The organism is Flavobacterium sp. I-STPP5a, assembly GCF_009764685.1.
GTDB lineage: Bacteria > Bacteroidota > Bacteroidia > Flavobacteriales > Flavobacteriaceae > Flavobacterium.
In genome coordinates, this window is sequence record NZ_VHLM01000010.1 from 254,127 (window position 1) to 272,181 (window position 18,055).

Annotated in this window: 16 protein-coding genes; 9 read left to right on the forward strand and 7 right to left on the reverse strand. The window is 27.5% G+C overall.

Annotation, left to right across the window (positions count from 1 at the left end):
* The first annotated feature begins 173 nt into the window (after window positions 1–173).
* From FJV36_RS02560 to FJV36_RS02600, 9 genes are all read left to right on the forward strand, one after another.
* Complete coding sequence (locus FJV36_RS02560; protein WP_158730243.1) at window positions 174–3,155, forward strand: TaqI-like C-terminal specificity domain-containing protein; 2,982 nt, start codon at window positions 174–176, stop codon at window positions 3,153–3,155.
* Between the two features lie 2 nt (window positions 3,156–3,157).
* Window positions 3,158–4,438 carry a hypothetical protein gene (locus tag FJV36_RS02565; protein WP_158730242.1) on the forward strand — a complete coding sequence of 427 codons (1,281 nt, stop codon included), beginning with the start codon at window positions 3,158–3,160 and terminating at the stop codon, window positions 4,436–4,438.
* 102 nt (window positions 4,439–4,540) lie between these two features.
* Window positions 4,541–4,996: a hypothetical protein gene (locus tag FJV36_RS02570; RefSeq protein ID WP_158730241.1), complete on the forward strand. Its 456-nt coding sequence runs from the start codon at window positions 4,541–4,543 to the stop codon at window positions 4,994–4,996.
* 6 nt (window positions 4,997–5,002) lie between these two features.
* Window positions 5,003–5,185: a hypothetical protein gene (locus tag FJV36_RS02575; protein WP_158730240.1), complete on the forward strand. Its 183-nt coding sequence runs from the start codon at window positions 5,003–5,005 to the stop codon at window positions 5,183–5,185.
* Window positions 5,175–7,604 carry an AAA family ATPase gene (locus tag FJV36_RS02580; protein WP_158730239.1) on the forward strand — a complete coding sequence of 810 codons (2,430 nt, stop codon included), beginning with the start codon at window positions 5,175–5,177 and terminating at the stop codon, window positions 7,602–7,604. The genes FJV36_RS02575 and FJV36_RS02580 overlap by 11 nt, the downstream gene beginning before the upstream one ends.
* 100 nt (window positions 7,605–7,704) lie before the next feature.
* On the forward strand, window positions 7,705–9,399 hold the full coding sequence (locus FJV36_RS02585) for a DUF262 domain-containing protein (protein ID WP_158730238.1): 1,695 nt from the start codon (window positions 7,705–7,707) through the stop codon (window positions 9,397–9,399).
* A gap of 288 nt (window positions 9,400–9,687) precedes the next feature.
* Complete coding sequence (locus tag FJV36_RS02590; protein ID WP_158730237.1) at window positions 9,688–10,020, forward strand: type II toxin-antitoxin system RelE/ParE family toxin; 333 nt, start codon at window positions 9,688–9,690, stop codon at window positions 10,018–10,020.
* A gap of 11 nt (window positions 10,021–10,031) precedes the next feature.
* Window positions 10,032–11,120, forward strand: a complete 1,089-nt coding sequence (locus FJV36_RS02595; protein WP_158730236.1) for an ImmA/IrrE family metallo-endopeptidase — start codon at window positions 10,032–10,034, stop codon at window positions 11,118–11,120.
* 115 nt (window positions 11,121–11,235) lie between these two features.
* On the forward strand, window positions 11,236–11,925 hold the full coding sequence (locus FJV36_RS02600; protein ID WP_158730235.1) for a hypothetical protein: 690 nt from the start codon (window positions 11,236–11,238) through the stop codon (window positions 11,923–11,925).
* A gap of 32 nt (window positions 11,926–11,957) precedes the next feature.
* On the opposite strand, the gene FJV36_RS02605 is transcribed toward FJV36_RS02600, so the two are convergent.
* From FJV36_RS02605 to FJV36_RS02635, 7 genes are all read right to left on the reverse strand, one after another.
* A complete protein-coding gene (locus tag FJV36_RS02605; RefSeq protein WP_158730234.1) occupies window positions 11,958–13,031 on the reverse strand; it encodes a DUF3871 family protein in 1,074 nt (357 codons plus the stop codon).
* A complete protein-coding gene (locus tag FJV36_RS02610) occupies window positions 13,012–13,875 on the reverse strand; it encodes an AAA family ATPase (protein ID WP_158730233.1) in 864 nt (287 codons plus the stop codon). The genes FJV36_RS02605 and FJV36_RS02610 overlap by 20 nt, the downstream gene beginning before the upstream one ends.
* A 111-nt stretch (window positions 13,876–13,986) precedes the next feature.
* Window positions 13,987–14,262, reverse strand: a complete 276-nt coding sequence (locus FJV36_RS02615; protein ID WP_158730232.1) for a phage antirepressor KilAC domain-containing protein — start codon at window positions 14,260–14,262, stop codon at window positions 13,987–13,989.
* A complete protein-coding gene (locus tag FJV36_RS02620; RefSeq protein WP_158730231.1) occupies window positions 14,259–15,473 on the reverse strand; it encodes a site-specific integrase in 1,215 nt (404 codons plus the stop codon). The genes FJV36_RS02615 and FJV36_RS02620 overlap by 4 nt, the downstream gene beginning before the upstream one ends.
* Window positions 15,474–15,551: 78 nt before the next feature.
* Window positions 15,552–16,826, reverse strand: coding sequence for a DUF3987 domain-containing protein (locus FJV36_RS02625; RefSeq protein ID WP_158730230.1), 1,275 nt, complete (start codon window positions 16,824–16,826; stop codon window positions 15,552–15,554).
* A 2-nt stretch (window positions 16,827–16,828) separates the two neighbouring features.
* On the reverse strand, window positions 16,829–17,104 hold the full coding sequence (locus FJV36_RS02630) for a helix-turn-helix domain-containing protein (RefSeq protein ID WP_158730229.1): 276 nt from the start codon (window positions 17,102–17,104) through the stop codon (window positions 16,829–16,831).
* A 130-nt stretch (window positions 17,105–17,234) separates the two neighbouring features.
* A complete protein-coding gene (locus FJV36_RS02635; protein WP_158730228.1) occupies window positions 17,235–17,993 on the reverse strand; it encodes a hypothetical protein in 759 nt (252 codons plus the stop codon).
* Between the last annotated feature and the right edge of the window lie 62 nt (window positions 17,994–18,055).

The window sequence follows — 18,055 nt, forward strand, 5'->3', positions numbered from 1 at the left end:
TATTTTTAAAGTTTAATTTACTCCTGGTAAAAAAAGTAACTTGATAAATATTGGGCGGGGAGTTTCAGATGCCAACATTGGTGCGGGTATTTGTTTGGGGTAAGTTGAGCTCTCGAAAATTTTACCAAAAAAAATTTAAAAAAAGGTAGTATATTTAGCGTTTAATTTTTTTTATGCCTCTATTCCAAAACTCCGTAGTTACCAAATATAGCAATGCGCAAGATAAAAACACTATTTTACAGCAATGGACTATTTACAAAAATCATTTTCTAAATCCTGTTATTCAAGAGAATATTAGGAATAGTAAAGAAGAACAATATCAAGGCGAATTTCTTATTGATTTGTTTGTGAATGTTTTGGGCTATACCAAAAATCCGACTCCAAATTTTAATTTAACTACCGAATTAAAAAACGAAAAAGACAGCAAAAAAGCCGATGGCGGAATTATTGTAAATGACAAAGTTTTTGGTGTAATAGAACTAAAAGGAACAAACACCACCGATTTAAACAAAATTGAAGTTCAGGCATTTGGCTATAAAAACAATCAGAAAGATTGTGTTTATGTAATTACTTCTAACTTTGAAAAACTACGTTTTTATATTGACAATGCTATTGAACACATAGAGTTTAACTTATTTCAATTGACTTACAACCAATTTGAAATATTGCATTTGTGTTTGGCTTATACCAATATTTCTGCGCATATACCCAAGAAACTTAAAGAGGAATCTTTGAGCCAAGAGGATAAAATAACAAAGGAATTGTACAAGGATTATTCTCTTTTTAAAAACAATTTATTTCATAATCTAACGGCTTTAAATGCTAATTATGAACCTTTAGAATTGTTTAAAAAATCACAAAAATTATTAGACCGCTTTTTATTTCTTTTTTTTGCAGAAGACAGACAATTGTTACCTCCAAACTCGGTAAGATTGATACTTGCCGATTGGAAAGATTTACAAGATAGAGATGTAGAAATCCCTTTATACGATAGATTTAAAAAATACTTTGAATACCTCAACACAGGTTACAAAGGCAAAAGATATGATGTTTTTGCCTATAATGGTGGACTTTTTAAACCTGATGAAATTTTAGACGACATTAAAATTGACGATGATTTATTATACAATCACACTTTAAAACTTTCTGGTTATGATTTTGCTAGCGAAGTTGATGTGAATATTTTAGGGCATATTTTCGAGAATTCTCTTAATGAATTAGATGAGATGAAAGCCCAACTAGAAGGCGCTATCATTGAAAAAGCCACAACTAAACGCAAAAAAGATGGCGTTTTTTATACCCCAAAATACATCACCAAATATATAGTAGAAAACACAGTTGGTAAATTGTGTACCGAAAAGAAATTGGAAATAATTATTACAGAAGCAGATTATTTTACAGATAAGAAAAGAACCAATAAAACCAAACAACCTTTATTAGACAAACTGACCCAATACCGCAACTGGTTATTACAAATTACTATTATTGACCCTGCTTGTGGCTCTGGTGCTTTTTTGAATGAAGCATTAAATTTTTTAATTGCTGAACACACTTATATAGATGAATTACAAGCCAAACTTTTTGGAGATGCCTTAATTTTAAGTGATGTTGAAAAAAGCATTTTAGAGAATAACTTGTTTGGAGTAGATTTAAACGAAGAAAGTGTAGAAATTGCCAAACTATCTTTATGGTTGCGCACTGCACAACCCAACAGAAAACTAAATGATTTAAACAACAATATTAAATGTGGTAACTCTTTGATAGACGATGCCACAATTGCAGGAGACAAAGCATTTAATTGGCAAAATGAATTTCCTCAAATATTTGAAAAAGGGGGTTTTGATGTGGTTATTGGGAATCCTCCTTATGTTCCAACTGAATATATAAGTGATGATGATAAAGTTTATTTAGAAAAAAATTATCAATCTGCATATGGTAGAATGAATTTATATCCTATTTTCTATGAAAAAGGATTAAAAGTATTGAGCGATAATGGAGTTCTTGGTTACATTACCCCATACACTATATTAAAAAATCAATATTATAAAGAATCCAGAAAGTTTATACTTGAAAATTCAACAATAATAGAATTAATAGATTTCAAAGGTATTTTAGTTTTTCAAGATGCTGCTGTTGATTCAATAATATTAATTCTTGAAAAGAAAATTAGTGATAAATATGAGTTTAAACAGATTTCAAATATAAAATCATTTGAAAACCAATCTTATACAATTGATAATTTTAAGTTGTCTGAAATATTATCAAATGAAGATTTATCAATGCTTATTACAATAAATGACAAATTAATTAAAAGGGTTACAAAAAACACAATTCCATTAAAGGAAATAGTAAATTTCAATCAAGGCATAATTACAGGGGGAAATAGTAAATACTTAACTACTGTAAAATCTGAAATCACAGAAAAAATATTAACAGGTTCAGATTTTAATAGGTATTTATTACATGACACGAATCAGCTAATATTATATGATACAAAGGAATTGCATAGACCAAGAAAAAGAGAAGTTTTTGAAGTTGAAGAGAAAATTTTATTAAGACAAACTGGGGCATATCCTATTTGTATGATTGATAATGAAAAGCATTACACTTTAGATACTGTTCACAATGGCTTATTAATCAATGATAAGTTTAGTTTGAAGTTTATTCTTTCAATTCTAAATAGTAAATTATTAAGATTTTTATATGAATCTCAAATTAATGAAGGAGGAAAAGTTTTTGCTCAAGTAAAAATCATATATATTGATCCTTTGCCAATAAAAAAAATACCTACAATAGAACAGAAGCCATTTATTGAAAAAGTGGATTTAATGTTGTCTTTGAATAAAGAGTTAATTCAACAATCCCAAAAGTTTCAAAGAACCATTCAAAGAAAATTTGAGATTGAAAATTTGCCTAAAAAACTACAAGATTGGTATTTATTGTCTTATACAGATTTTGTAAAAGAGTTAACCAAACTAAAAATAAAACTTGGCCTTTCGCAAGAAGCAGAATGGGAAGATTATTTTACGCAAGAAGCCACCAAAGTTTTAGTCTTAAAAAATGAAATTGACACTACTGATAAAGCAATTGATAAAAAGGTTTATGAGTTGTATGGGTTAAGTGATGATGAAATAGAAATTGTAGAGAAAAGCTAGTTATGGAGAAACAGTATTTTTATAATGACTTCATGTGGAAAAGTATTTACAGTAATATTAACACCAGTGTTATTTCTAAACATTTCAATTTAAACGATAATTACTGTAAAGGCTTCAATAGTTTACTGCACGATATAGCAGTTTTACCAAACTATACTATTTTAAATACCGAAACAAAGCTAAACTTATCCATGACATATAAAAGTTCCCATTTTGAATTTTTAGTAAATTGGAAGGCTACAAAAATTAAAGGCACTTTTATTGAAACAGTTTATAACGAAATAGTACACAAAAAATACTATCAAAATAATTATATTAACTGGAGAAACTTTTGTTTTGAAGGGTTTCTAAATATTTTTAAGTTAGCCGATAATTTTGAATTTACAATTGATAATCAAAAAAATATAGTAATAAAATTTTTACTGCTTTTAGATAAAATTGATGAAGGAAAAACCTATGATATTTTAGATAATAAATTTATTGTTCAACTATCAAAAAAGAGTACAAAGGAGGTTTATAATTTAGGATACAGTTATTTAGGAACCGATAATTTAAAATGTATAGGAATACTTGAAACGATAATTGACATATTTCCTTATTCTGGGATTATCATTGGTTTCGCGCATAAAAATTTAAACAACAAAAAGTTATCTAATGAATATCTAATAAAAGCATTAGATGAAATAAGCGAATTATCGTTTTTAGATGAAGATTTTGTTGCAGTAATTTCAGAAACTATAGCCACAAACGAACTCAATTTAGGAGTTGTAAATAATGATACTATAAATTTATTGTTTAAAACTATAAATAGCAATCAAAGTCATACCGCATTAATTAAATTATCATATCTCATACTAAGTCAAAAAATAAAAACGCTAAAATCTTTTGCTTTAGAAAGTGTAAATATTGCTACTGAAATGTGTTTGAATGATAATGATGAATTTAGTAAAGCAGCAGGATTTCATATAATTTGCTGTGTTTTATTATGGAATGATAAGTTTAAAGAAGCCGAAAAACACCATCAATATTTTTTAAAAGAAAACACAAAATTTACTATCGACCATAAGGAACTTATTGAAGGCTACTTTATACTTGCATTGGCAAAAAACAATATTGAATTTATTGGTAATTTAATTTTAGATTTCCCTTATTTGGTCAAAATTTACGGAAGTTATTTAGATGCTTGGTATTTTAACAAGGGTAATTTATTTAATAAAAAAGAAACCAATTCAATTGTATTTTATTCCAGAATTATTAAAAACGTAGAGGAAGAATATTGCTAATAGAAATGTAAAAAAAGAAGTTTCTTTCCCAACTTTTCAGAAAGAATATTTGAAAGAAAAAATATTTTAAGAATTATAATTATTTGAACAATTTTTTTAGAAATGAGTATAGAAGTAACTATATTTTTTGATAGTCCAAAATCATTTGAACTGGCTAACATAAGACCTTTAAATGGGATTGCTGGATTGTATTTTATATTTAGTCAATCTATTGATATTCAATATCCTTTCGATAAATCAAAATTGTTATATATTGGAATGAGCGAAAAAAAGACAAATAGTATAGCTAGTAGATTATCTGGGCATTTTGATGGTAAATCCAAAAACATAGGGCTAACAAATTATAGAAAAGTTGAGCCTCTTTTATTTACTTATATCAATTTTGAAATGTTACAAAATATTTGGCATTTTAGGATTGAAGATTTAGAAAGTTTTTTTTTATTAAATTTTGTAGAGCATTATGGTGTCTATCCTATTTGTAATAACAAAACAGGATTTGAAATTCTAAATAATACACTCTCAACAAGTTTTAAAATTGATTGGGATTATTTTAAATAACATACTATGGAAAATAAAGTAAAATCTGGTAAAGAAATATTAGATGATTTTTTTGAAAATATTGAAAACATCGAAAATGTTGATAAAGACATAGCAAAAATGCTGGCAGACTTGTACAAGCAAAATAAGCTTACTGATGTGAATGTTAAAAATGAACTTCCAAAACTTCGAATAAAAGATGGCAATTAAAATTAATAATCTCAAAATTAAAGGTATTCGAGGTGCAAAAGAAACTTTAGAGTTGCCATTAAACGGAAAATCTATTTTACTCTATGGCGATAATGGTACTGGAAAAAGTAGTATTTCAGATGCTATTGAATGGTTTTATACTGATAAGGTTTCTCATTTATCTAGCAAAGAAATAGATTTAAAGGATGCTATTAGAAACGCCACTTTAACTGATTTGGATACATCCGAAGTAGCAATTTCATTTAGTAAATCAAATTTTAACGTAACAAAAACCCTTACCTTCAAAAAGAATAAATTAATAACAGAAATTTTAAATACTTCTGATGAATTTGGAAAATATATTATTGATTCAGAAAGTGAAAATTTATCATTACGATACCAGGACATTAGAAATTTTGTTGATAATACACTTGGAGAAAAACTAAAATACTTATCTGATATAATAGGATTTGAAGAAGTAACCAACAAAAAAATTGTATTGCAAAAATCTCATAATTCATTAAAAAGTGAAATTAAAGCCCAAAACTTTGAAAATCAAATAAATAATCAAAAGCAGATTCTAATTGATAAGCTAGGTGCATCAATTAGTCAAGAAAAAAATCTTTTTGACACTATTAATGATAAAGCTAAAAAACTAAATACTGGTATAGAAGTAAAATCTATTGAGGAAATAAATACATTACTCAATCACTTAAACAAGTCTGTCAATAATAACCAACAAGTTGAATTAAAGTTTTTAGAAGACACAAAAAATGCTTTGGCTGTCCTAATCAGTGAAACAGATTTAATTAATTCAGAGTATGAGAAATATTATAAGGAATTTGAAAAAATAGCCAATGATGTTGATGCAATAATGAAGACATTTTTGGGTGAATTACTTAATATAGGAAAAACTGTTTTATCTAAAGAGTATCATAAAGACCAAAGTTGTCCGCTTTGTTTACAAACAAAAAACACCAATGATCTTCAAATAGAAATTCAAGAAAGATTGATTGAAATTGAAGAATCATCAAAGAAAAAAGCTGAATTTGAAAAAGCAAAAAAAATAGTTAACGATATTGCATTAGAGAGAATTAAAAGATTAGATTTTATACTTGCAAATAACGAAATAAATAAAGAAGAAAACAAGGAGATAAAAGACGCAATAATTGCTGTTAAAACCAAAATATCCGAATATCAAAAAGCTAGTATTGTAAAAGTTACATCAGGCGAAAAATTGCAAACTGCTGAAAAGTTAAAATTACAAGTTGTTGATTATAATATTCAAAAAGAAATTAATGACAGAGTTTTAAAAATACAGGAATTACAAAAAGGAGATAACGCCACGGTCTTATATTCAAATATTACGGCTTCAAAAGATGCGTTTTTAAATATAAAAAAGTATGAAAATCAAAAAGATATATTAGAAAAACAACGTAAAACATTAGAGATTATTTATAATGAGTTTGTGAAAAAGCAAAAAGAAGGTCTTGAAAATTTTATAAATACATTCTCTGGAAAAATTAATGAGTTTTATCAATATATGAATCCTGACGAGCCTTTTCATGAAATAAAAATTATTACTATTGGAGAAGATGATGAATTAGATGGTATCACGATACAATATAAATATAATGAAAAATGGGTTTCTCCGCCTCAAAAATATTTCAGTGAATCACATTTGAATTGTTTTGGATTATCCTTTTTTTTAGCATCTGTAGAGGCATTCAATAAAGAAAATAAATTTATTGTGCTTGATGATGTAATTTCTAGCTTTGATTCAACACATCGTAAAAGATTTGCAGAATTGTTATTTGAAAAATTTGCAGAATATCAAATAATTTTGCTTACCCACGAGCAAGAATGGTTCACAAATATTGTAAGTCCACTTGCAAAGAAAAAAGGTTGGCTTACAAATGAAATTAAATGGACAGAAACCAAAGGAACTCATATTGAAGAAGAACCAATTGAAACAAGAACTTTCATTGAAAATTCTATTGCAAATAGTAACATAGAAAATCTAGGAAACCCGATTAGAATATATCTTGAACATTTTTTAAAGGAAATTTGTTTAAATCTTGATGTTAAAGTTAGTTTTAGATTAAATGATAAAAACGAAAAGCGAATGGTAGATGAACTTATTGGTGAGATAAAATCTAGAATTAATGGTAAAAGTTCAGAGCTTAAAGTAAAAATACCAATAATTGAACGTGTAGGTAATTCTGCACTGATGGGTAATTTACTTTCACACGATAATCCGTTTAATCCTAAATTGGGAGATCTTAAAGCATTTTGGAATGATATTATTGAATTAGAAAAAATATTTCTTTGTCAAGAAGTAAATTGTAAACGACCAAAAGTAAGTTTACAAAATTATGATAATGTAGCTCAAAAAATTCGCTGTGGTTGTGATGCTGCAAAGTATGATTGGAAAAAGTAATTTTAAACCATATTACACTATGTTTATAATTCTAATTACTAAAGAAAAGTGAACTACTAAAAACCAAATTAATATATAAAAATTCAATAAAAATAAATATATGAATACATCATTACAAAACACATCAGTTAAATATTCTGACTTATTAAGTGAAATAGAAACAGGGCAAGTAAAAATACCTCAATTTCAAAGAAAGTTCGTCTGGGGCATAAAAGCTTCTGCAAAATTGCTAGATAGTATAATGAAAGGTTACCCAATTGGGACTTTTATTTATTGGAGAACTAATGAGCGTTTAAGGTCTGTTAGAAATTTAGGAAATATTACTTTGCCAGAACCAAACAATGGTGAATTTGTAAATTATGTTTTAGATGGTCAACAAAGATTAACATCGCTTTATGCGGCATTAAAAGGTGTTAGAATTGGTGAAGAAGATGGTAAAACAACTGATTATTCAGAAATTTATGTTGACTTATTAGCCGTTGAAGATGATGAAATTGTAACAACCGAAATTGAAGGAAGAAATCCACAACAAATAATAAAAATAACAGATTTAATGAAAGGTGGTTATGCAATTTTTAAATTGTATCCTGAGGAATATCATACAAAATTAGAATATTTAAAGGAAGTCTTAACAGGTTATACTTTTTCTGTTATTAATTTAAAAAACGCTCAAATTGATGTAGCAACCGAAGTATTCACAAGATTGAACGTTGGTGGTAAGGCTTTAACTTTATTTGAAATTATGGTAGCAAAAACATATCATATTTTTCAACAAAAAAATAAAAGCAATGATGAAGAAGCAATATTTGATTTATCAGTTAAATATGAAGAATTATCAGCCGAATTAAGTGCAAGTCATTATGATACAATCCCCTCAGCAACAATATTACAAGTCGTTTCAATTTTATTAGAAAAAGATTGTACCAGAAAAACAATTCTAAAACTTGATAAAATGGAATTTATTCAAATTTGGGATGATGCTTGTAACTGTATTAAAAGTAGTATAGATTTTTTTAGAGGTTATGGAATTGTAGTAGGAAGAATTTTACCGTATAATGCTTTATTAGTACCTTTTAGTTATTTCTTTTATAAACACAAGAATAATCCAACTGGAGATATGAAAAAAAGATTAGAAGATTTCTTTTGGCGTGTTTCATTAGGTTTTAGGTATTCTTCGGGAGTTGAAGGTAAATTAGTTCAAGACATTGCAAAAATTGATAAAATAATTGCTAACGAATTGCCAAAATATGAATGGGGTGTTACTGTTAATAAAGAGTTTGTTGAGTCTCAAGGTTGGTTCAGTACTGGTAAATCTTTCAATAAGGCAATTTTATGTTTATTTGCAAAACAAAAACCGAAATCATTTGATAATAATTTAGATGTTATTATTGACAATAGTTGGTTAAAAATTGCTTCTAGTAAAAATTACCATCATTTTTTTCCAAAATCATGGATGGCTAAAAATAAAAAAGAAAAAGACTATTTTTTTGTAAATCATATTGTTAATATAACTATCGTAGATGATTTTTTAAATAAGAATGTAATAAAAGCAAAAAGTCCAGCAACTTATATGAAAAGCTTTAATTCAAAAAATGATGAATTAGCAGAAACAATGAAAACTCATTTTATTGATATTGAAAAAGATGGTATTTGGGAAAATGATTACGATTTATTTTACAACAATCGATTAAAAAGAATTGCAAATGCACTTAATAAAATGATTATACCTCAAGAAACTTCAAATCAGGAACTTGAAGTATATGAAGATTCCGAAGAAATAATTAATGAAAATTAAACAATAGTAATCGAATAGATAGTGCCTTTGGAAAATATCACTACAATAACTTAAAAAACGAATGCAAGCTAGGATTTATGAGTGTTTCTAAAGGATAGTCATTTTGTATAAAGTATAGATTTGAATGTTGAAATTTTCAAAAACCTAAAACTTCAGATTAGCACAGCATACAATTGATTGAAAGAATTCAAATAAAATTATTTTATTTAAATCAATTATAAATAATAAAATATTAACAAAAAAATATTTTTATTAACACTATCTGTTAACAAAAAAAAATATATTTGCATGAAAATTACGTTTGATAATAACAAATTAAAGAAGTATGCTAATGACGATAGATTAGCAGAAAAGAAGCTTGGCAAACGTGAAGCTGTATTATACAAACAGCGACTAGATGATTTAGAAGCAGCACAAACTTTAGAAGATGTTAGAAATTTACCTGGCAAATACCATGAATTAGTTGGGAACAGAAAAGGACAATGGGCTTGTAATTTAGTTCATCCTTACAGATTAATTTTTGAGCCTCACGAAGACCCAATCCCAACAAATGAAGACGGTCAATATCTCTGGATAGAGATAAAAGGAGTTGAAATAATTGAAATTGAAGATTATCACTAACAAAAAAACAAATGGCAACATTAAATCAATACTACCCTCAAACAGTTTCGCATCCCGGTACAACTTTAGCTGAGATTTTAGTTGAAAAAGAAATGGGAGCAAAAGAATTTGCGGTTAGAACAGGAAAACCAGAAAAAACAATTTCGGATGTTTTGAATGGAAAAAGCAGTATTACTCCCGAAATGGGGATTTTATTTGAACAAGTATTAAAAATTCCTTCTCATTTTTGGATTAATAGGCAACGAACTTATGATGAATTTTTAGCAAGAGTTGAATATCAAAAAACAATAGAAGAAGGTATAGAATGGTCAAAAACTTTTCCTTATGCAAAAATGGCGTCATTAGGTTGGGTAAAACCAACTACAAAAAAAGAAGTAAAAGTCATTAATCTATTTGAATATTTTCAAGTCTCAAATACTAAAGGATATTTTGATTTTTACCATAATCAAAAGCTTTTAGTCAATTTTAGAATTTCATTAAAAGAAAATGAAAATGCGGGAGCTATAGCTGCTTGGTTAAGACAAGGAGAAATTCAAGCAGATGCTTTTAATATTCCAGAATTTGATAAAAAGAAGTTAACCGAGATTTTACCAAAATTAAAAGCAATAATGGCATCTCAACCAAATGATTTTTTTAGTCAGATTCAATCATTATGCAATTATGCAGGCGTAAAGGTTGTACATACGCCTTGTTTGCCAAAAGCACCAATTCACGGTTCTACAAGATGGTTAAATGATGTTCCATTAGTTCAATTAAGTGGGCGCTATAAAAGAAATGATATTTTTTGGTTTACATTTTTTCATGAAATAGGGCATATTTTGCTTCACGGTAAAAAATACATTTCAATTGAAAATATTGAATATGATGGAGAAAATCAAGTTTACGAGAAAGAAGCTGATGCTTTTTCTGCTGATTTATTGTTGAATAAAGGGCAAGAAAATGAAATTATTAGCAATCATAGATTAACTGAAACAGATGTAATTAGATTTGCCAAAAAATTTCAAACCCATCCAGCTGTTATAATTGGACGATTACAACATTTAAAATTAGTTCCTTTCGGAATGGGGAATAATTTGTGTAAACCAATTGAGTTTATTTAATGTTGTAAATCTTTTGAACGACATCTTAAAGCAATGACTGTAATATTTTTAAATACTTTAATAATGGTATTTGGGGTTTAGTAAATACAAAACAATCAGATTTCCTAAAAGAAATATGCAATTAAAAAACACCATAGATTTTTATTTTTCATTTTTTGAAAATAAAAAACTTTTTAGGGTTTTTCCAAAGCTTAAGGAAGAGTTGCTTTCACAGTATAATCAAATAATTTATAATTCTGATAAACAAAACTCAAATATTGATTTATTTCAAGAATACTTTCAAGTAATAGATACTGGAATAAAAGATGACCATTATATTGTTTCTTGGTTAATTGGGAAAATAGATAATTTAGTTTCTAAAAATAATTTGCCAAAAGTACATTTTAATATTAAAAGTCTTTTTTCAGATATAGAAAATCTTGACCCAAATAAATCCCTTTTTTATTCAAATAAAGATGAAAAAGATTTTAAACCAATTTACGTTTCCTATTATTTACCAATTGGTAATTTAATTGTCGTTGACGGAAATCATAGGGTTAAAGAATTTATTAATAGAAGAAAAGAAAAAATAGAAGGTTATTATTTTACTCCAGATTGGAATTTTCAAACCATGAATGAACTAAGTTTTTCTTTGTATAAATTTCATCATAATTTGGTTACTTTACACAGTTTATGCCAAAAAAAAGATATTAATTTATGGAGTTTTAAAGTGGATAAAAGCCTTATGCCAAATACTTTTTATGGAGATAAAACAGTGTTTAAAAACTTAATATTTAAAAAATTCTTATTGCTTTTTTGTAAATAAAACCCAACCCCAATTAAGGAGTTGGGTTCTTCTCAATTCAAGAACCAATTGTAGTCTCCACTACCAACTAGTGCTTTTTGAATGCCTTGAGTAAACTCAAACGCATTCAATCCTTTCTCTAGGAATGAATCGATATAAGTTGATTTGTTTGCACCAGTATAAAGATTAAAGAATTTCCATAGGCTTATTTTGCCATTGGTTTCTTTACAGAAGTTTTCATCTTCAAGATAGGCTTTGGCAATTGCATTTAACTGACCATCATTAAATTGAAGTTCTGGGATTTCTGTTTTTAAATTCTTTGGTAAATGTTGATATAATCTTCCTCTACCCAAGATTTGACAAAATTGAGTTTCAGTCAAATACTGGTTTTCTAAACTTTGCATTTGTGTAAAGTGATTTTCCATATCGTATGAACTGAGTAATTGCAAAATATGCTTTTTTAGCTCATCAACACTCATAACTTTTACATCACTCAAAAAACCATCTGTAGAAATGCAAGTATTTAAACAAACTAAATTCCTGAAGCCAATAAATGCTTTAAAGCGTTCTGGACTTTTTTTACTGTACAAATTTTGATGATTCAAAGCTCTCACACCACCAACGCATAAAGTCAACGTATTCCCGCCAATCACTCTAGTAATTGATGGAATTTCTATACAAAAAGCCATACGTTCCCAATTCAAAGTTTTTTCATGTGGCAAAAGTTCATGTACTGGTTTTCTTAATGCTTCGGCTGTCCTCCCTTTTAAAATATGGGACACACGAATATCAGGTTCTAATATTTCTTCGTTACCAAAAACTTCATGAACACAATCTTGGGTAGCTTTTATAAAATCCTGATGTGGAATTGTCAATTCGTTATCTTTGGCAAAAATACTTGTAGTACATTCATTTTCTAATTGATATAAAGTTGAAACTTCTGTATTGGCTTCGATAAAAGGATTGTTTATAGATTTTTTTACTACTGTTGTGGTAACGGTTGGAACTTCTAAATTACCAGTAGGTTTAAAATGATTACTGATAGTTTCCAAATTTAAAACTGGCTTTACAGGTTGTAATACATAAACATCCTGATTAATTCTTGATTCAATGGTGAGTGTGTCCATTTGTTGAGAAAGTTTGAGGGTTTAACAATAATTCTTTTGCATTGATAGTTTCTTTTTGAAGTTTGAAATCATACTCCAATAATTCCCTCCAACTGCTGTATTGGTTGTAGAGAACTTTTAATTCATCAATGGTTTTAGTGGCTGTGATTTTACCTCTTGCATCTTGTAAATTAGTTCCACTATTGCACCAATCCAATATTTTTTTACCTGTATTGGAATTGATTATAAACTCTGGTTTACCAAAAAATAATCCTGATCTGTCTTTTGAACTGACGCAAAAATTTTTAATATCAATATCGAATACAATTGTAAATTCAAAATCAATACCATCACGTTGAATACTTTTTAAGCCAACTTTTTCAGGAATGAACTTTCCATCTTTTTGATTTAAAACGTAGTCTTGTTTTGTGCGAATTGTAGCTATAACGTGGGCATCACATTGAAGAATTTTGTCAATAAACAATTTCTCTAATGGTTTAATTTTTGACCAATTGGTAAACGAATTTCCAGCTAATGAACTGTGATATTCTAACAAACACTCCCAGTTATGTGACATAGAATCGACGATTATTACTTCCATTCCTGCTTTTTCACAAACTTCAATAGCCTTTACATAATTTTCTGAAGTAAAAGGAGGTTTCAATGTAAGTACATTATATTGCCCAAGATGGCTGTAGATGTCTGCACTACCGTTTTCTGTACAAATTACAGCTACTTTACTAAAATCTCCATTTGTAAGTCCTTGTGCTAAAAGTAAACTTGAGTACGATTTACCTGACCCGCTAGGACCTTGTATTGCCATTTTTATTTTGGCTTTCTTCCTTTCTGACTTCCTTAATTCCATGAGTTAAATGTTTAAAATTGTTAATATTAATTTGAATTGATTAATTTTTAAATGAAAAAAGGTTAATCTCAAAATGAAATTAACCTTTGGTTAAAAATGTAAGTTGTATAATTACAAAATGTATTTTTGAATATACTTTATACCGTATGATGATATTAAAACAGTAAGGTAACGGTTTTGAGTAACCTCAAAAAAACCACTTTCTTTCCAGTCGTCTAATGGCAAGTTGTATCTGTCAAGTATTTCTTTCTCTCGCAAAAGTTTAAAGAGATTTTTTTGACCTAGACCTTTTTGATTAATAATTTCGGCAGCTTCTCTAAAATTGTGAAATTTATTCGGACCTACAATAATATCCAAATCTTGAGTAAACAGGTTAAAATTCATCATAAATCCAGTAATTTTTCGTTTTCAATATCTAACGTAACATTCTCAAATTCTTTTAAATAAGATTGTGTAATTTCTACGTTTGAATGCCCCATAGATTGTGAGATAATGTCAGACGATACCCCTAAAAACTTCATATTTGTTGCGTATGAATGCCTGATTACATAACTGGAAATATTACTATCAACTCCAGCTATTTTTGCTAATTCCTTTAAGTCATTATTAAATTTTTTTAAAGTATTTATTCTCCTATTTGCAAATTGTGTCGGATTCATATTTTCATCGACTAAAATTGGAAAAATGAATTGTGAATTAATTTGTGATTTTCTGTAATAGTTTAAAATCAAACTAACTGGTTCAAGTATTCTTATAACAAATTGTCTCTTGGTTTTACTTCTAGTATAGTAAATATTTTCCCCCTGTATATTAGACCATTTTAATTTCATCATATCAATAAAATTAATGCCTCTGCAATAATAAGAAAACAAGAAATAATTAAACGTATTTTGTAAATGTGGATATTCCAAGATATTTATTTTTAAAACCTTCTTAACATCTTCAATCGTCAATGCTCTTTTAGTAGTAGCCCCTTTCAATTTTGAAACTTTGTAATTTTCAAATGGGTAAGGATTTTTAGGTATAATTTGCCTATTTCTTGCTTTATTGAATAGTGCTTTAAAGCCTCGCATTTTGAATGATATTCCGCCATTTTGATTTCCATTTTCACGAAGAAACACCTCATATTTTTCTAAAAATGTTGTGTTTATATCTTTGAATTTTATTTTTTTTCCTTTAAATTTTACAATTGAATCTCGGGTGCTTTGATATGCTCTGGCATTACTTATATTTCCTGACCTTGTCATTTCATCAATAATTTCATTGTAAAAATCAATAACATTGATGTCTTTTTCTATAGCATCAGTTCCTCTAAACTTTACTTCAAAATCTGCCAAAGTATAATTTAAATTATCTAATTGAAAATCTCTAATAATTTGGTTTGCCCTTGATTTATAATTGTTTAAAAGTAAATTTTCGGCTTTATAGTCATTGTGCTTTTTTGTGAATTGTTCGTTTCCAAAATTTTCTTTTAAACATTTTAATCCCAAACTGATATTTTTTCGTTTCCTATTTTTTATTACACTTAAATATACCGTATGATAACCATTGGACATAGGTTTACTACCAAGTACGATTTTGATACTTGCATTTGTCATAATTTCTTAAATTTTTAGATTAAACCGCCCCAAGGATAGGGGCGGTATTACATAAGTTGCAGGTCTTACATACTTACATTATAATTTTTTAAAAACTCCTTTTTTAACTTTCTTGATAAATCTCTTTTTTTGAAATTGTGATAATTTATCATCAATTGTCCTTTTCGGGATATTTCTTTTTATTCCAACTTCTAACACATCTTGTCTTGTAAATTGGTCTCTCAATTCATCTAAAATTTCTTCATCTTGAATTGATAAAACGCCACTTTCAATGGTGTCAAAAGTAAACTGAGAATGTCTTAAAAGAGTATCTGTTAATTCTAATGCAATTAGAAAATCTCTATTTGTACAAACTAAAGTTTCTGTTTCTGCAAGTTTACTTTTAAATCTTAATGCAGTTAGAATCATTGATATTCTGAACATAATTAATCCATGTCTGTTAAGATTAGACAAGAAAGCTTCAGAATGTTTATCTATTATAAATGCTCTAATATATTTAAACCTACTGGTAAATCTTTTTATTTGATTTTCTGTAAATTGAAATTCTATTGGCTTTTTCAAGTTTGATAATTCACCGTATAAATTAAAAATATCATTTGATAAATTTTCAAATGCGATTCTGTTTTCTTTTGATTTTACAGCAAATACATTTTTAAATTCTGCTATTTCATCGAAGCTGTAAACTATAAATCTTGAAAAAAGACCATTGTCCTTTGATTTTATTAGTGGTTGTAGTTGATTTTGAGTGCCTGAAATTACCATTGACAATTTCGGCTCACTGATTTCTTCAAAAACACTATCCATCTTTCTGCTAATAGAAAGAGGTTCGTGGTGCCAAGCCTTACGCAGGACATCAGAATAATTACTCCAATCATTATTTAACATACTGGAAAGTGTGTCGGCTTCGCTTTCCATTATTAATAATCCGTGTTCTGAACTACCTAAGAATGAATATACTTCTGCTGTACTTACATTTGCTGGTAAAATTTTTATTTTGATATTAGGGCAAACTTCATTTTTTGATTCTTTATTCCCTTTTTTGCTGTTCTCACACAAAATTAATTCAGCTTTGCTGTCTTCTAATATTTTGTTGTGGATTTTGTCTATTAAAATTCTCGAATAATTCATAACACCCTTTCCACTAGCAGGTGGGGCGACTATTAAAACATAAAGATTTGAATAAACATCATCGCCATCATAATAACCTTTAATGTTTGGTAAACAATTACTCAATACTCCAATACTTGACATTAAAACAATATCCTTTTCTCGACCTTCAAATGATTCAGTTATTGATTTTAATTCCTCTGGTAAGTTTTTGTAAATTTCTTTACTAATTAATCTTCTTTCCATCTTTATTTTTTTAAATGGTTATTTATTTCATTCTCTAAAACTCTGATAGATTTTAATTCATTTTGTTTCATCCAATCATCTAAATCGGATTTTTTAAAGTAGAGTTTGCCACCATTTGGCTTGGAATAAGTTATCAATCTACTTGATGTTAGTTTGTACAACATACTAATGCTAACGTCTAAATAATCCAATGCTTGTTTGAAACTCAACATTTCCTTTTGTGGTAATATTACCATATTTTGGAACTCATCACTTATTGATAAAGTGTTCTTCTCCATATTCTTAAAATTAAATTATTAAAAGAAAACTCGTTGATTTTTGCAAAAATCTTGTACAAAGATAATTTACAAAAAAGCGTATTATGAAAAAGTGTAAGAAAGGTGTAAGGGGAAGTGTAATGTTTTTGGCTTACAATAGTTTGAAATCTTTAATAAATGAAGATAGTTTATCAATTTCCTTATCTGAAATATCATTTTTTGCCTTGTTGTAATTAGTTTCGGTTATTAGTGTTTTACCTCCTTTTGTGTAAAATCTTTTAGAACTTTCAATTGATTTACCAGTTAAATTATCAAATAAAACATTTATTGTTTCAAGATATTTCATTGCTAATCCGTTTTTACAATTGAATTGAATTTTTTCATTAGTGTCATTATCGGTTAAAACCGAAACAAAAGATTCTTTAGAAATTTGGTCGGCATCAATTATGTCATTATCAGCAGTAATATTATATAATTCGTAAAACTTACTCTTTTTAATGTTTACTTTAACTTTAAAGAAAGAATTGGTCAAGTTTATTAAAGCTGTATTATATAAATCAATTTTATATTTTTCGTTCAAATATGAAACAATTTCTTCAAAGGGTTTCTGGCAAATAGTGAATTTTTGAAGCAAATCATCCTCTTTACTTTGAATATAGCTGATAGTTTTTTTTATATATTCTATAAATTTATTCTTCTGAATTGAATCTGATGAAATAATTACTGAATCTATATCCTTCTTAATAATTTGAGTTTCATTCCAAAGTATCTCTTTTAAATGGTCTTCAAATTTTATCGTTATGTATTCTTCATTATAATCGTCATAGTATTCAATTATACCAATGTCAGTATTTAAATGTATAGGAGTTTCTTCATGTTTTAGATTTTTCAAAATAAATGTTTCTTTCAAAAAATCAATATTTTTAAAAGTTAGTAGATTTTGTAAATTAAAAAGGATAATATAGTTTTGTT

Bases quoted from the DNA above. Each gene is read 5' to 3' on its own strand.
- FJV36_RS02600 (WP_158730235.1), top strand. From the start codon at position 11,236: ATGCAATTAAAAAACACCATAGATTTTTATTTTTCATTTTTTGAAAAT.
- FJV36_RS02605 (WP_158730234.1), bottom strand. From the start codon at position 13,031: ATGGACACACTCACCATTGAATCAAGAATTAATCAGGATGTTTATGTA.
- FJV36_RS02570 (WP_158730241.1), top strand. From the start codon at position 4,541: ATGAGTATAGAAGTAACTATATTTTTTGATAGTCCAAAATCATTTGAA.
- FJV36_RS02595 (WP_158730236.1), top strand. From the start codon at position 10,032: ATGGCAACATTAAATCAATACTACCCTCAAACAGTTTCGCATCCCGGT.
- FJV36_RS02625 (WP_158730230.1), bottom strand. From the start codon at position 16,826: ATGGAAAGAAGATTAATTAGTAAAGAAATTTACAAAAACTTACCAGAG.
- FJV36_RS02580 (WP_158730239.1), top strand. From the start codon at position 5,175: ATGGCAATTAAAATTAATAATCTCAAAATTAAAGGTATTCGAGGTGCA.
- FJV36_RS02575 (WP_158730240.1), top strand. From the start codon at position 5,003: ATGGAAAATAAAGTAAAATCTGGTAAAGAAATATTAGATGATTTTTTT.
- FJV36_RS02610 (WP_158730233.1), bottom strand. From the start codon at position 13,875: ATGGAATTAAGGAAGTCAGAAAGGAAGAAAGCCAAAATAAAAATGGCA.
- FJV36_RS02590 (WP_158730237.1), top strand. From the start codon at position 9,688: ATGAAAATTACGTTTGATAATAACAAATTAAAGAAGTATGCTAATGAC.
- FJV36_RS02585 (WP_158730238.1), top strand. From the start codon at position 7,705: ATGAATACATCATTACAAAACACATCAGTTAAATATTCTGACTTATTA.
- FJV36_RS02560 (WP_158730243.1), top strand. From the start codon at position 174: ATGCCTCTATTCCAAAACTCCGTAGTTACCAAATATAGCAATGCGCAA.
- FJV36_RS02565 (WP_158730242.1), top strand. From the start codon at position 3,158: ATGGAGAAACAGTATTTTTATAATGACTTCATGTGGAAAAGTATTTAC.
- FJV36_RS02615 (WP_158730232.1), bottom strand. From the start codon at position 14,262: ATGATGAATTTTAACCTGTTTACTCAAGATTTGGATATTATTGTAGGT.
- FJV36_RS02630 (WP_158730229.1), bottom strand. From the start codon at position 17,104: ATGGAGAAGAACACTTTATCAATAAGTGATGAGTTCCAAAATATGGTA.
- FJV36_RS02620 (WP_158730231.1), bottom strand. From the start codon at position 15,473: ATGACAAATGCAAGTATCAAAATCGTACTTGGTAGTAAACCTATGTCC.